The 13594-nt window shown below is 67.1% G+C and carries 13 protein-coding genes and 1 tRNA gene; 6 read left to right on the top strand and 8 right to left on the bottom strand.

What is annotated here, in order from left to right:
- Window positions 1–12 precede the first annotated feature (12 nt).
- The 4 genes from GA0070619_RS05065 to GA0070619_RS32950 form a co-directional block, all read right to left on the bottom strand.
- Window positions 13–522 carry a hypothetical protein gene (locus tag GA0070619_RS05065; protein ID WP_088946977.1) on the bottom strand — a complete coding sequence of 170 codons (510 nt, stop codon included), beginning with the start codon at window positions 520–522 and terminating at the stop codon, window positions 13–15.
- Between the two features lie 577 nt (window positions 523–1099).
- Complete coding sequence (locus tag GA0070619_RS05060) at window positions 1100–1612, bottom strand: RICIN domain-containing protein (protein WP_088946976.1); 513 nt, start codon at window positions 1610–1612, stop codon at window positions 1100–1102.
- Between the two features lie 124 nt (window positions 1613–1736).
- Window positions 1737–1910, bottom strand: a complete 174-nt coding sequence (locus GA0070619_RS32665) for a hypothetical protein (RefSeq protein ID WP_172861977.1) — start codon at window positions 1908–1910, stop codon at window positions 1737–1739.
- 307 nt (window positions 1911–2217) lie between these two features.
- The gene (locus GA0070619_RS32950; protein ID WP_197699595.1) at window positions 2218–2538 is read right to left on the bottom strand and encodes a hypothetical protein; all 321 of its coding nucleotides are present in this window, start codon (window positions 2536–2538) and stop codon (window positions 2218–2220) included.
- A gap of 36 nt (window positions 2539–2574) precedes the next feature.
- Here GA0070619_RS32950 and GA0070619_RS05055 point away from each other — a divergent pair, with 36 nt between their 5' ends.
- Window positions 2575–3288: a hypothetical protein gene (locus GA0070619_RS05055; protein ID WP_197699594.1), complete on the top strand. Its 714-nt coding sequence runs from the start codon at window positions 2575–2577 to the stop codon at window positions 3286–3288.
- A gap of 641 nt (window positions 3289–3929) precedes the next feature.
- On the opposite strand, the gene GA0070619_RS32150 is transcribed toward GA0070619_RS05055, so the two are convergent.
- The gene (locus GA0070619_RS32150) at window positions 3930–4265 is read right to left on the bottom strand and encodes a hypothetical protein (protein ID WP_157743904.1); all 336 of its coding nucleotides are present in this window, start codon (window positions 4263–4265) and stop codon (window positions 3930–3932) included.
- A gap of 535 nt (window positions 4266–4800) precedes the next feature.
- Between GA0070619_RS32150 and GA0070619_RS05040 the strand changes: the two genes are divergently transcribed.
- Window positions 4801–5148: a hypothetical protein gene (locus GA0070619_RS05040; protein WP_088946973.1), complete on the top strand. Its 348-nt coding sequence runs from the start codon at window positions 4801–4803 to the stop codon at window positions 5146–5148.
- Window positions 5149–5237: 89 nt separating this feature from the next.
- On the opposite strand, the gene GA0070619_RS05035 is transcribed toward GA0070619_RS05040, so the two are convergent.
- The gene (locus GA0070619_RS05035; RefSeq protein ID WP_157743903.1) at window positions 5238–6275 is read right to left on the bottom strand and encodes an outer membrane protein assembly factor BamB family protein; all 1038 of its coding nucleotides are present in this window, start codon (window positions 6273–6275) and stop codon (window positions 5238–5240) included.
- Between the two features lie 1967 nt (window positions 6276–8242).
- Here GA0070619_RS05035 and GA0070619_RS05025 point away from each other — a divergent pair.
- The 4 genes from GA0070619_RS05025 to GA0070619_RS05005 all read left to right on the top strand — a co-directional run bounded on the left by GA0070619_RS05025 (window position 8243) and on the right by GA0070619_RS05005 (window position 12234).
- The gene (locus GA0070619_RS05025; protein ID WP_088946971.1) at window positions 8243–9340 is read left to right on the top strand and encodes a hypothetical protein; all 1098 of its coding nucleotides are present in this window, start codon (window positions 8243–8245) and stop codon (window positions 9338–9340) included.
- Window positions 9341–9889: 549 nt separating this feature from the next.
- A complete protein-coding gene (locus tag GA0070619_RS05015; RefSeq protein ID WP_197699593.1) occupies window positions 9890–10816 on the top strand; it encodes a tetratricopeptide repeat protein in 927 nt (308 codons plus the stop codon).
- A gap of 374 nt (window positions 10817–11190) precedes the next feature.
- Complete coding sequence (locus tag GA0070619_RS05010; RefSeq protein ID WP_088946969.1) at window positions 11191–11604, top strand: hypothetical protein; 414 nt, start codon at window positions 11191–11193, stop codon at window positions 11602–11604.
- A 165-nt stretch (window positions 11605–11769) separates the two neighbouring features.
- On the top strand, window positions 11770–12234 hold the full coding sequence (locus GA0070619_RS05005) for a hypothetical protein (protein WP_231927270.1): 465 nt from the start codon (window positions 11770–11772) through the stop codon (window positions 12232–12234).
- Window positions 12235–12624: 390 nt separating this feature from the next.
- On the opposite strand, the gene GA0070619_RS05000 is transcribed toward GA0070619_RS05005, so the two are convergent.
- Window positions 12625–12696: transfer RNA gene (locus tag GA0070619_RS05000), tRNA-Val, on the bottom strand.
- A gap of 50 nt (window positions 12697–12746) precedes the next feature.
- Window positions 12747–13364 (bottom strand): TIGR02611 family protein, encoded by a 618-nt coding sequence (locus GA0070619_RS04995; RefSeq protein ID WP_414855622.1) that lies wholly within the window; start codon window positions 13362–13364, stop codon window positions 12747–12749.
- Between the last annotated feature and the right edge of the window lie 230 nt (window positions 13365–13594).

Genomic DNA, 13594 nt, shown 5'->3' with positions numbered 1-13594 from the left:
GCCGAACGCCGGTCAGAGCAGTGTCAGCTCGAAGCACCCCCACCCGTCGCCGGCCTGCGCGACGAGCTTCCACGTTCCGGCGGCCGGCAACGGGATGCCGCTGGGGTACATCGCCTGCCCGGCGTCGTTGGTCGCCAGCGAGCCGGCGCTGTAGGTCTCGGTGCGGCCGCCGGAGGTCGCGGTCACGGTGAGCGCAGCGTTGAGCTGGGGGCGGGCCGGCAGCCAGAACAGCTTGCCCAGGTCGGGGCCGAGGTCAGGATGCCATTGCCGGCGGTACTCCACAAAGTCCCCGGCGATGAAGTCGCCCGAGCGCACCAGCGTGGCGTCGCCGGGCACCGCGACGCACTCGCGCCGGGCGCTGCCGGGCAGGCTCTGCTGGAAGGCCGGCACCGGCGGCGACGCGGCCGGCGCCGACGGCACCGGCGCCGACCCGGCCGGCGAGGCCGGGCCGGCGGCGGGCGGGGCTGGTGCAGTACACCCGCAGAGCACCAGTGCCACGACGAACAGCGGGATTGCTCGCACGGCGTTGCCTCTCTCCTCAGGCGGCTGGGGTCCAGATCGAGACCCGGCCGCTCCAACAGGCTATGAGCGTCGCGGTCGTGATGCATTGCGTCGGCGGGGAGGCGGCGGGGCGAATCGCCGGGTTATCGTGTCCGGCGAGGATTGATCTGGTGAATGCTGACCCGTCGTACCCCGGTGGGCCGTCCGGATCCGGGCGCGCGTCTGGCTTAATCAGCATCGGGAGCGATGCGGCCGCCGTCGAGCAGGACCAGCACTCCGCCGTCCACGAGGCGCTCGCCGTCGAACATCCGTGCGGCCTGGACGGCGTGCTTCGTCATCGTCATCACCCAGTCTCACCCTGCGCGGCCACAGCCGCCACCGACGCCTCCTCGTCCTCCGGCGACAGCCGGTGGTGGCCCGACCATCGCACCGCGCACCTGGTGGCCGGCCTCCCTCGCCAGGGTGATCCCCGCTCCGTCCGGCGGGCCAGCGGTGGGCACCCAGGCGCAGCATAAAGGCCACCTCCCGAACCCGGGAGATGGCCTTTGACCTGCGAGAACTCAGAGTGGGGGATGCTGGTTGCGGCTCTCGCGGTTCGTCAGGAGCCGGGTTCGAGCGTCCACTGGCTGGTCCACCAGCCGGCGGGCGCGGCGCCGTACTGGACGCTGCCGGTCATGTTCTCGGTATGAGCGTAGGTGCCCTTCCAACGGTTCTTCAGGCGTAGGTGACCGTCGACGGACTCCTGGCTCCACTGCGCCGACCAGTAGGTGCCGGGCACCGTCCCGGTCTGCACGGTGCCAGTCTGGTTCTCCACGTGGAGGTAGTTGCCGGTGGCGCGGTTCTTGAGCCGGACGTAGCCGTCGACGTTCTCGACGGCCCACTGAGCGGACTGGTCGGTGCCGGAAGCGGCGACGTACTTGGCGGTGCCGCTGCCGTCGTCCTTGACGTACTGGCCGGTCTGCCGGTTCTTCAGCCGCTGATAGGACACCGGGTAGCCGCCGTCCTTCTTGTAGACGCGCAGGTAGTCGACGCTCCAGGTCTTGGGCCAGACGTCGTTGTGCCGACCGGAGCCGGCGTCGGTGTAGATGCCCATGATGAGCCCCATTGGCATGTTTTGCTCCCCAAACCGGGCTCGCAGTAGCCGGCGGCGTATGCGGATCCGCTGGGCGGCGCCCCGACGTCTTGAGCGCCGGCATCGGCGGTCGGGCTGGTGTCGCGCTCGATCGCCGACGGATCTATGCCGGCTCGCGCACGCCGCCGGCGTTGCCACCGTCGTCTGGCGTCGGTTCGGCCGGGGCTTCGGGCAGTTCGTCCGGCGCGCCAGGCAGAAGGACGCCCACGTCGTCGGGCACCGGTTCACGCGGGTCGATGGGCGGATACTGTTCGGGGTCGAGATCCGGTCCAGTCATCAGGCGAGTATCCGTCGTCTTCCGGACTGCCGCTCGTCGGGCCCGCGAGCCGGGCGGCCTTCCCCTCGCCTTAGGCGACTGGCGGCATTGATCCATCGGCTGCCGGTCACCTCGGGCGGTGCTCATCGGCGTCGGCCATAGCCCACTCGCCCCGATGGCCACGTGGCCGGGAGGTCAACCAATCCGGCGCGGGGTTGCTGGTCGGCTGAAGTGCCTGGCATGATCCGGACATGATCGAAAGAATCGAGTCCTCTGTCCGCCGGTGAGCGTGACACCCGAGCCCGGGCTGCTCGGACCTCAGCTGTCGTTATTTGATCATGCGTTGCGGATGCATCGTGAGGATCCCGACGCGCCTCTTCTCCGTGACGGTGAGCCGTATCCGGATGATGGACAGCACCGAGGTCGGAAGTCCCGTCCTCGAGAGCCGGAGGATCGGCGCCGCAGCGGTGCTGACGTCGCCGCCGTCTTGGATACGCATTTCGCCGATCCATCCGCCGTTCCAGGCGATCTTGCCGGAGCGTTCCATGACCTCTATGTTCCGATCCATCCCAATGAACACATCGCGGCTGCTGCCTGTCGCGTGGACGCCGAACGTGTCCGAGCGACCGGTCGATGGCTTGTCCAGCACGCGACCGATCGGTGCGCTGCGACTGTTGGTCTGGCGTTGCTGACCACCGTGTGGGATGAGGACGACATCGAGTTGATCAAAACGATCGGGTTGCTGTCGGGCTACTTCGGCCCACTGGCCGCCCGCGCGCTCGAACGGCGGTCGTGGTGCGGCGGCTCGGACGCATTGCTGTGGCTAGCCGAGCGGGTCACGGGCTGGGGACGGGTCTATGTCGTGGAGTCCCTGTGCACGATCGGCAGCACCGCAGCGCGGCCATGGATGCTGCGACGCGCCTGTGATGGCGACTACCTCAACCGCTACTTCGCCGGAGAGGTCGCCGCTGCGGCGCACCTACATGAGGCGATCACCGCAGCGAATCCTGACAGCGAGTTGGTCGATCACACCGGTCTGCTGCTGACCATCATGGCTGACAGCGGCGGCACGGGCATCACGCTCGAGCACTACCCGCCCGCCTCCGCCGTTCTAGAGGCCCACTGCGAACACGCCGGCCGCCTAGAGCCATCGGTAGAGCGTTTCGTCATCGCCGCGCAACTGGCTGAGCATTTACATCATCCAGCGGCGGAACGAATAGCTTGGCCCGAGGGCGGACGAGAGCGCGTTCTGAGCGGCTATCTTTCTCTGCTCGATCGCGACGACTGGTGCACGGTCGCTCGCGCTGGGCTGGCCGCCGGCGATCACCGTGTTACCTGGCTTGCGGGAGCGCTGGCACCAGGCCTTGGGCTTCGAGCGTTCAGCGTGAACGACGAGTAGCGCCCGGAGGGGAGGCCGGCGGGGAAAGGTTTGCGGTCTCTCGTCGGCCTGCCGCCGGTTGTCCTCGTGTCAGATACCTCCAGAGGTTCGCCTCTTTTGCGCTTGCGGCATGCTGGTCCGGTGCTTGCCAACGACGTAGTCGCCGCCCTTGCAAAGTGGTCGCCGTGGCTACCCTTCCACGATGCGGCTGTCTCGGCGCCGCGTCTCCCAGGCGTGTACCTCGCTCGGCAAGGGGCAGCAGGCGGTCTCGTCTACGTGGGCATGGCCGGCGAGCGACGTGGCCAAGGACTTCGAGGACGGCTCACGGTGTACCGCCGTGGGAAGGCAGCGGTCAGTGGGCTGGGAGAAGCCGTCCTGGATCGGGCCCTTGCCGATGCCACCTTCGTGCAGGAGCACCTTGAGCAACTCATCGGAGGCCAGCCCAAGCGCGCGGCGACTTGGGCGCGAGGACGCCTTGCACTGGGCCGACCTGCATATCAGATGGGCTGTGACGGAGGACCGGCAAGCTGCAGTGACACTCGAGCGAGCAGTCCTAGACGCATCTGCCGCGTCACCGCTTTGGAACCGAGCACGATGGCGATTCGTCATCGCGGCATCCCAAGCCTATCCCGAGCGGGCAGCGGCAGAAGAGGACGCATGCATTATTCAGCTAAACCGCTTGCCACCTGATCGGCAATATTGAACGTGGTACGGCACTCGGGACAGGTGAAACGGCCGAACAATTTTGTGAGGGAGGTAGCCACGAATTCGCGACCCGCCTGCACGGCCTCGGCATGCAAGCGTTTGGCCAACTCCGAGGAGAGGCCCGGTTCGATGGTGGATTCCCCAGGCTCCAGGCAGAGGAGTAGTTCGCTCTCGCACGCTGGGCATTCCAGTTCGGCCTCACCGCCTTTGATATGACTGACATCCGCATCCCCGAGCCGGGCGCAGAGCTGCGCAACGTCGACCGGCCTCCGCACCTCCACGACACTGCCCATCCCCAACATGATCCTCCACCGCCTACCGCCTACCGCCTGCGAAGGCCGGATCATGCTGGTGATGTGTGCCGCCGCGGTGCCAGTAGGGTCAGCCGGTGACCGCGGACGACATAGCCGCCAGATTGCCGACCATCGGACGGCTGCGGCAACGCTGTAAAGCGTTGGCCGTGCTGGAACGCTTTCTGCGATGAGAACGGACAGTTCATCGCGACCGCCGTGCTGTGGCGGCTACCCGCCCTCGTGCGGTTCGCGCTCACCGCATGGGGAAAGCACTGGCCGACACTGGCACTCGATTGGTTGGACGCCGGCTGGCCGACCCGGGATCTGCGCGACGTACTGGCCGACATGAAGGACTCGCGCGAACTCTCCCAGCCGCTTCGCTACCGAGCACTTCGCCTCTGGAGCGCCTCGGCACCTGCCTGACGGCCTGACAAGCCCGAATCCCGGAGCCGCCTCGACCAACGCCGGACCTACACCGCACTGCACGCACAATCCCTCGATGACGTTCGACTTCGGTGCGGCATGATGGGCGTTCATGGGCAACACCGATCCGTACGTGACCATCACGGAACCGACCTTCGTGGCACGGATCCTTCTCAATCCCCACACGGACACCAACGAGTCTCTAGCCAACGTGGATGCCTTCGTCGATCTTCCTGACGGCTCCAGTTGGGCCCTGACGATCTTCACCGTCGACGAGGTCCGCCGCCTGCTTGCGAGTTGGAAGAAGACCGGCGAAGTCGCGAACGGCAGTTACTTCTGGGCCGTTGACCAGCTGATCGTGCCGGAGCCGGGCGTGTCGGCCATGACCATAGCGATCCGGGAACTGGTTCGCAGCGGGGAGATAGAAAGCGTCGGTGTCCGATGCGGGGATCAGGACTGAAGCCGCCTGGGCGTACCCACGAGGGGTGATGGTTCGGAGGGTGCCAGGCACGGGTGGCGGCAAATCCGGATCCCGAGCGGGAGCTGTGCTCACGTCGGCGTGGTCGAGATGTCGATCGTGGTGAGGTGGCCTTTGCCGATGGCGTGTACCAGGGATCGACCGTCGGCAAGTAGCCGATCGATGCGTGCCGGCAGTCGCACGCAACCGAAGGTTTCCCCGGCCCGGTTCACCATGATGAGTTGGTTACCGGCGCGGGCGAAGAGTGCACCTCCGCAGACGGGGACACCCTCACTGGTAGCACCCGGCGGGAGGTGCGTCACCTCGGTACGGGAACTGCGGTCGAGATCGATGATCGTGACCCCGGCGTCTTCAGCCAGCCACAGCGTCCGACCGGTGAGGAGCAGGGGCAGCGATGGCAGGTCACGGTCGTGCCGCCACAGGATCTCCATGCCGCCACTGGCCGGATGCAGGGCCATGACGGTGCGCCTACCGCTGAGAAAGACGATACGGCCGTCTTCGCTGGCGCTGAAGGCGATGCCGGAATCGGGAAAGTGCACCGGCGCTGGCAGCGACCACTCACCCCTCGCAACGCCGGTCCGAGCGTCCAACAGCAACAGTGCCGCCTGTTTGGCAGTCGCGATGAGGATCGCGTCGGCCGTGCAGCCCGGCGACGGGTCCAGTCGTACGGTCAGCGGCCAGGCCAAGCTGCTGTCCGACGCCGGTCCCGGGAACTGGCCCGGAAGAAGCTCGCCCTTGGTCAGATCCACCCGTATCAGCGGACGGTAGCCGCGCCACCCGCCCAGAAAAGCGATGGATCCACTCACACTGATGTAGTGGCGCAGGCGCAGCTTCGGTGTCGACCACGTCCGCTGCCCGCTGTGCACGTCGAAGCAATGCAGGACACCAGCCTGGCTCAGATAAAGACAGCGGTCCCCCGCGACGACGGTAGTGCCCCAGCAGTCCTCAACCTCCTGCTCCCATAACGGCGCCCCGCTCTGCGGGTCCAGTCGAACAAGACGCGAGTGCCGCTCCGCTACAACAAGGACACCGGACGCCGCCGCCAACGCCGCCGCGCTCGAACGCAGGTGCAGAAGCCGCGACCACAGCACCTTCAGCCGTTGATCCACGAGCCCAGTGTCGCGCACGATCCCGAGGATCTAGCGGCACGCCGTTATCGCCAGCGCCTGGCGAGCAGATCGTCGATGCGACCCCCGCTCATCGGCAAGGCCTGGTGTTCGCTGCACGGACTGCTCCTGACGAACTGTGACACCCGATCGGCGGCAAACAGTGAACTTGAATTTCCTGCCTGCACCCGGGTCCGTGATTGCTGAAGACTTTTGCGCCGATCTGCGTTAGAACCAGGTCCACGGTCGTACAAGTCGCCACAGGCGCCCACGCCAGCGCGCACGCCGAGGATGCAAGAAGACCTCAATGTCCTCCAGCGCGTTGCCGGCAGTCCCCCTGACGTGAGGTCTGGCGCGTACGTGGCGGAGTGCGGGGACTACACGATCTTCGTCGAGTTGACCGTAAACCCTCGCGAGGTGCCCGAGGCAAGTGGCTGCAAGCGCCTGCACCTGGTGGTCAGGGTGATCGAGCAGAGTTAGGTAGAGCTCCTGCGACGCCTTCCAGTCGCCGTCGCCGTACAACGCGCATCCGACCATTGCATCCGTGACCCCGACGATGTCGTTGCGGTCGAGAGCCCTCCGCACATCGGCGGGCGTTGCCGACGGAGGGTTGTGAAAGGTGTGGTGCTCGTGGCTCATGGCCAACATCTTCGATCATCGCGGCCGCCGCGGAACATCCGCTTCTCGACAGATCCGTGCACCTCGAACTCATGGGACGAGCGGCGTCGGCCGGTCGTCTAGCTCACGGCGCCAGACCCGTTTCCAGCGTTCCTCGGCTGAGGAGGCACGCCAGCGTGCGGCGGGGTCGTCCGGATGGACGCCACAGATCGGGCATGCGAGGCCCGGGCGGCGCCTTTCGATACCGCATGCCAGGCAGTGCCTGTCGACGCTGATTCCGGCATCGTGGCGATCGAGGACCCCTTGGACGACCGTGGCGAGAGGTCCCGTCGGGTGGTGCTCAGGGTCGGGACAGTAGGCGATCCGGGACCAGCCCCACGAGTTCCAGGGCGGCGGCGTCCGTGGGACTCGCCTGCCAGTCGCCTTCTCTCGACGCCGCAGGGCGGCGTACTCCTGCGCACGCTGAAGGACCACGTCGCGTGTCCGCTGCAGTTCGTCAGCGGCACGCACGAGCGCGTCGAGATCGTCGGTGAGACTGCGTGGGATACGGGCGGCGACGACCAGGTGGTGCCAGGTGGCGCGGAATCCGTACGGGGCACAGTGCAGAGCGCACTCCCGCAATGCGTGAAGCCTGCGCTGCGGCGAGAGCGTGGTGTCGCGGACGCGGCGCGCCTGCGCAGGGAAGCTGGTCACGGAGCCAATGATGGCGCTCTCCGTGGGACGGCACGACCACGTTTCGGTGCCCGGACGAACCACAACGCAGGACGAGACGGCTCTCACCGTGAAGCCTTGACCTGCGCACACTCCCCAGCCAGACAACATAGAGAGTTGTCGACCGCTGTGCAAAACCGCAGAGCATTCCGCGGTGAAACAGGACGCCACACCCACTCTGACCTGGGAGAACGTGGAGCCGCAGGCAGGGGTGGGCGCAGTTGAACGCCGTTCGATGCCATTGGGCGCACTTCAAAGCTGTTCAGGGCACCCCGCTGCTCCCAGCCTGCTCCCCCTAGACCGGGCTCGCGCCGGGCCGCCGACCACTCCTGAGCTGCCGGCCCAGTGCTGCGGTTGGCACTAGCGCTGGCTCCCGCAGCCGCATCGGTCGATCGGGGAAGCATGCCCACGATCACCGCGCCTTTCAGCGGCAGATCAGTGAACGTGATCTTGGTGCTTCGTAAGGCAAAGGATTCGGTGGTCAACCGAAACCGAATCCTGGTTAGCCACGCCAGGTGGACGGGGTCGTCTATCAGATACTGGTTGCATGCCCTCTCTGTCTTGCCTTGGCCGGAGTACGGGTGAAATGGTGAATCGGCCCCGGACCCTCAGTCATTCCTGCGCTGTGGTTGGGAGAACCCATGTCCCGTCTGATCGGACGGCTAGTTTGCGCGCTGCTCATTGCGTTTCCGCTGCTGACGGCGGCACCGGCGTGGGCGTCCGGGCCGAGGAGGCCGACAGCGGTCAACATCCACCCGGCGGGATGGATGTCGAGTTCTGCGTCGGACATCAACAGCCACGGTGAAGTGATCGTCACCGCGACGAACACGGTCAACGGGGAGATCCAACCGCCGCTCGGATTCCTCTGGCAGGCCGGGAAACACACGGTGCTGCGTCCGCTGCCCGGCGGCAACGGCAGCCTTCCGCGGGACGTCAACGAGCGCGGCGAGGTCGTCGGATTCTGTCAGTCCGCGGTCCACGCGGCACGCCCGTGCCTGTGGCGGCAGGGCCGGCCGCGGGACTTGGGCACGCTCGACGAACGAGGTACGGGCACCGCGTTGGCGGTGAACGACAAGGGCGAAGTCGTCGGTGACAATCAGACGTTCATCCGTGGTGGCCTGACCCGCGCCTTCCTTTGGCGGCGCGGCGTCCTGACCGATCTGGGAGGCGTCGGCGACCGCAGCGCCACCGGCATCAACAACCACAGCCAGGTGATCGGCGTGCACTACTCGTCCAACGGACAACGGGCCTTCCTGTGGCAGCGGGGCACTCTGACCGACCTGGGAACCCTCGGCGGCAACGAGACGGTGCCAGCCGACATCAACGAACGCGGGCAGATCGTTGGGACGAGCACCACGGCGGACGGCGTCCAGCACGCATTCCTCTGGCAGCGTGGCCGGATGATCGACCTTGGCACGCCGTCCGGCATCAGCGGGGCACTCGCGATCAACGACCATGGTCAGGTCGTCGGGTGGAGCAACTCGGCGGATGGGGCGGCCCGGGTCTTCCATTGGTACCAGGGTGTCCGCACCGAGTTTCCCGGGTATGGCGCCCGCATCAACGAACGAGGCTGGATCGCTGGCACCACCGCAGGCGACCCACGACGAGCCTTCCTGTTGCGCAACCGCCGGATGGTCACCGGCGATCCGGCGGCCGCCGTGATGGCACTCAACAATCGGGGAATGCTGGCCGGGTGGACGAACACACCGGGCGGCAACCACGCGACCGTGTGGAAGTGATGACGGGGGCGAGCGCGTACCCGCCGACGTCTCGGCGAGCGCATCATCACACCCTCGCAGCGCGCACTGCCGGCGGCTAGTGTGCGCGCATCTTCGCCCGACGGGGAAAGGTTTTCGGTCTGCAAGGATGCCTGCATGGACGAAAAGATCACGCCCATCCTGCACACTGCGGACGCTGAAGCCTCGGCGACCTGGTACGCGCGGCTCGGCTTCGCCAAACAGTGGGAGCACCGCTTTTGAGCCCAGCTTTCCGCTGTTCGTATGCGTCTCACGCGAGCCGATGCAGCTCTACCTATCGGAGCACCGAGACGATGCCCGACCCGACACACTTCTGTACCTCCATGTCGGTGATGTTGAGGCGGTTGCCGCCGAGTTCGGTCAGCGGCAAATGAGTGAACCCGATCATCGGCGGCTGCAGTCGTCGCGACAGTGCCGGGCTTCTGGCCGTAGCCGCCCTGCACAGCGTTCGTCTGGCTTGGGTCTGCACCGTCCTTTGGCGGTGGACGGACCTCATCGCCCGCGCTGCCGGCCGACGTTAAAGTGTCGATCGTGTCGACGACAGGAGCGCTCGATGACGCCCAGGTGATGGCCCACTGCGGCGGCTCACCTGCCGCGGCGACGAGCTTCATCGCGCGAGCGGTCGCCACCGATCCGCGCGACCCGAAGCCGTACTCGGCGCTGGAGCACCTGCGGCGCGAACTGCCCGCCGAGGTCACGGCCGTCGTCGCGGCGGCGAACACGATCGGACCGATGCTGGCCCGCGCCTACCTGTCCTTCGTCGACGGCGACATGGACGAGGCCGCGATGTCGCTCGGCGCGGTCACCGGCTACCAGCCGGACGTACCGTGGGCGTCCGCACCGTGGTTCGGCGACGAGCGATTCCTCGGTGCGGTGACCCCGGCCGCCATCGCCGAGGCCACAATGCGCATCAACGACTACGACCGCGACCTCGACACCGACGCCGTCCGCGAGTCCCTGGCCCCGTGGTTCCAGGCGATCGAGGCTGTCTGCGACCGGCATGCGGACCCTGACGCGATGGCCCGCATGGCAGTCTTGCTGCGCGTGTGCGGCCGCACCGACGCGTCGTTCGCCCTGTGCGACCAGGCCGACGCCGTGCGGCGCGTCCCGTTTACCGAGGTCGTCCGCGCGGGCACCTGGCGCCACATCGGCAACCGTGTCGAGACGGCCGCGGCCTTCCGGCGCGCCCTGGCGCTCGATCCGGCCAACTGGTCGCTGCACCTCGACCTGGCCGATCTGGCCGCCGAGGGAGGCGACTTCGCCGAGGCCGCTGCGCTGGCCACTCGCGGCGAGGAACTCGAGCCGGACGACGTCACGATGCGGGCGGCCGCCGCCGCCTACCGTGCCCGCTCGACGGGATCGGTCGCTGACCTGAACACGTTCACCGAACTAACGCCGCAGGTGCCCGAACCCTACCGTCGGACGCTCATCGACTACGCCTACGCTCGCGGCACCTAGGACATCTCACGGCTCGATGTTCGCGAGTCCGGCGCCGCCTCGAACGTCGGCCCTGGTTGCCTGCTTCGCCCGTCGGATCACGCACGGTGACGAGTCGTAGGAGACTGGCGCGCACGTCGGCGGCAGATCAGTGCGTTGACTCGTGCTGAGGCGCGCCAGCGGTCGTGGCGGTCGACGAATCGAGCACATCGGGCCGAGGGCGGGTTGGCTGCGGGCTCGTAGAGCTGTGTGAACAGCGACATCTCTATGATGCGGGGTGCAACGATCCCCGCCCGTACGGCTCAAATGGCGGGTTCGCCGGTGCTGCGGTGCCAAGGCCCGGTTCGACGACAACAACGGTCACTACTAGGCACGAAACTGACGAAACCATTCTGATGGACATGCTGATCGGTTGCCGCCTGGCCGCGGTCACGCGGCTGGCCTGGCACTGGCCCGGTGGCGCGGTCGATCTCACTACCGGGCCTGTCCATCTCGTCGTGGACGACGGCCGTGGCCTGCTGTTCGAAGGGCGCGGTGACTGGTCCCTGACGATCGTGCCGACGGCTCCGGGTGACGAGGGCTGGCGGTCGGCCTACGACTACGACTACGACGGTGGCCGCTGGGTCGGGCGGGACGCCTCCGGCGAGGAGCCCTTCGCCTCGGTGATCGCGGGAGTGCTGAGCGGTTGGAACCCGGAGCACGATGAGGTCGGCCAACTGGTCGGCGGCACCCTGCACGTCGGCGACCGGGCAGTGCGGCTGGGACTGTGGGAGGGCGAGGTGATTTCGTACGCTGCCGGGCGTGGGTGACTTCCTCAAGACGACCCTGGCCCGGGTGCCGGACGGATTCGACCTGCCGGAGCCGCTGCGCCTGCTCTTCGCCTGGGTCGACGAGCAGGGTTTCGTGGTGAAAGGCCACGACGGGGATCTGTACGGCTCGTTGAGCGACAACAGCTGGGCGGGCACTCGATCGAGTTGCGTGGCTACACCGCCGAGCAGACCCTGTCGTACGCACGGTCGTGGTTCGACGAGTCGGTCCCGGATGCGGCCGCACGGTTGTGGCCGTTCGCGCAGACCGGTGGCGAGGGTTCGATGGCCGCGCTGTGGCGCGACGGTCGGGGACGGGTCAGGATCGTTCATCTTGGTTCGGGCAGCGGTTCGATGATGACGTGTGTGCTCGCCAACGATGCGGTCGACTTTCTGCGGCTGCTGGCGATCGGTTACCGGGAGATCTGCTGGAACGAGGAGTTCGGCGCGCCGCCCGAGCCGTGGGACGCCGACCACGAGATCGTCAACGTGCCCTACCGGGACTGGCTGCACCGCACCTTCGGTGTCACCGCCCCGGCGACCGGGCTGGAGATCGTGGCGGAGCCCGCCGAGATGGGCGACGAGGACACCACGGACCCGTTCTGTCGCTGGGTCGACGGTAAGGAAGCCTGAGCCCGTCACCGGGTCAGGACGCCACGGCGATCTCCGGCTACGAAAATCTTGCCGAAGCCAACTTCATGCAGAGCCAGATACACGACCTCGCAATGTGGACCGGCGAGTGGGCGGATCACCGGACCGACGGCCATCAGTCAGCCTGCGAATCACAGCGCGGGGGCACCCACTCGTGAGGTGGGCGCCGGTAACGGTAGGACTAGTTCCTCAACCAGCCAGCAGGCCCGCCCGTGACCGCAAATCAGGTCACTCAGCCGGGCGCGTCCATGGCCGCACGAACCGGGAACCAGCCGCGCTGCTCCCAATCTGCTCCCAATGTAAGCCGCACATGCGGCAAAGCCCGTTACCGACTATCTCGGCAACGGGCTTCTGACCTGCAGGAACTGAGAGTGGGCGATGCTGGTATCGAACCAGCGACCTCTTCGGTGTGAACGAAGCGCTCTCCCACTGAGCTAATCGCCCTCAGCGCCACTGACTCTACCCGATCGTGGAACCGGACCGGAAATCCGGGGTCAGTGCGTCGCGAGGTAGTGCATCGCCGCGGCCACCACGTCGATGCCGAGGCTGTACTTGAGGGACAGCCAGACCACGGCGCCCACGAAGACGAGGCCGACGGAGCCGAGCACGATTCGCACCGCCAGTGACTGCCGCGTCACCCACTGTGTCCATCCGTGGACATGTCGGCGGGTGAAGCCGAGCAGCCGGCGCGCCCAGTGGTATTCGACGGCCCAGATGCCCAGCCCGGCGATCACCAGCAGCCAGCCTGGACCGGGCAGGGGAATGAGAGCGATGCCGATGGTCACCACGAGCGCCCCGGCGATCGCGATGAAGATCTTGAGTGCGATCCGGCCGGTGGGGTTGGCCCGGATGAGATCGAGCGTCACCGTGATCCGCTCCCGCCAGCGGGGGCGGCGTGGCGGGTCCTGCACGACGGTGCTGCCACCGCTGGGGCCAACAGCTGACCGGTCCGCGTCTCGGCCGCTCGGATGATCGGCACCGGACGCCGGCCGACCGGCCCGTTCGGGCTGCTCCATCGGCACTGCGTACCCCCGCTTTTCGGCTGCTCGGACCGCGACGTTCGGCGGGCCGGGCGCCGCCGACGGATCCATAGAGGATCTCTTCGTCACCATTTCACCCCCCAGTGTCGCTCGGGCCCGTCACTGCAACGGCCGACTGGACGTTACCGGAGTAAGTCGACGACTGAACCACCCGATGCCGGGCGGGATCACGCACTGGGCAGAACCGGAAATTCTACGCGAATCCTCGTATTCACGCGGCCTTTCCGTCCCCCTTCCCACCACTGGGTGAAGTCAGCGTATGGCGGAGCGTAGCCAGGAGTAGCACCTGAGTATGGGAAAAG

This window comes from Micromonospora zamorensis (assembly GCF_900090275.1).
GTDB lineage: Bacteria > Actinomycetota > Actinomycetes > Mycobacteriales > Micromonosporaceae > Micromonospora > Micromonospora zamorensis.
The sequence above is the reverse complement of the archived record's forward strand: the minus strand, read 5'-3'. Positions and strand labels throughout refer to the sequence as shown.

Coding starts and splice junctions, on each gene's coding strand:
- GA0070619_RS05060 (WP_088946976.1), bottom strand. CDS start 1,612: ATGCCAATGGGGCTCATCATGGGCATCTACACCGACGCCGGCTCCGGT.
- GA0070619_RS32665 (WP_172861977.1), bottom strand. CDS start 1,910: ATGACTGGACCGGATCTCGACCCCGAACAGTATCCGCCCATCGACCCG.
- GA0070619_RS32150 (WP_157743904.1), bottom strand. CDS start 4,265: ATGGGCAGTGTCGTGGAGGTGCGGAGGCCGGTCGACGTTGCGCAGCTC.
- GA0070619_RS05040 (WP_088946973.1), top strand. CDS start 4,801: ATGGGCAACACCGATCCGTACGTGACCATCACGGAACCGACCTTCGTG.
- GA0070619_RS04995 (WP_414855622.1), bottom strand. CDS start 13,364: ATGGTGACGAAGAGATCCTCTATGGATCCGTCGGCGGCGCCCGGCCCG.
- GA0070619_RS05010 (WP_088946969.1), top strand. CDS start 11,191: ATGGACATGCTGATCGGTTGCCGCCTGGCCGCGGTCACGCGGCTGGCC.
- GA0070619_RS05025 (WP_088946971.1), top strand. CDS start 8,243: ATGTCCCGTCTGATCGGACGGCTAGTTTGCGCGCTGCTCATTGCGTTT.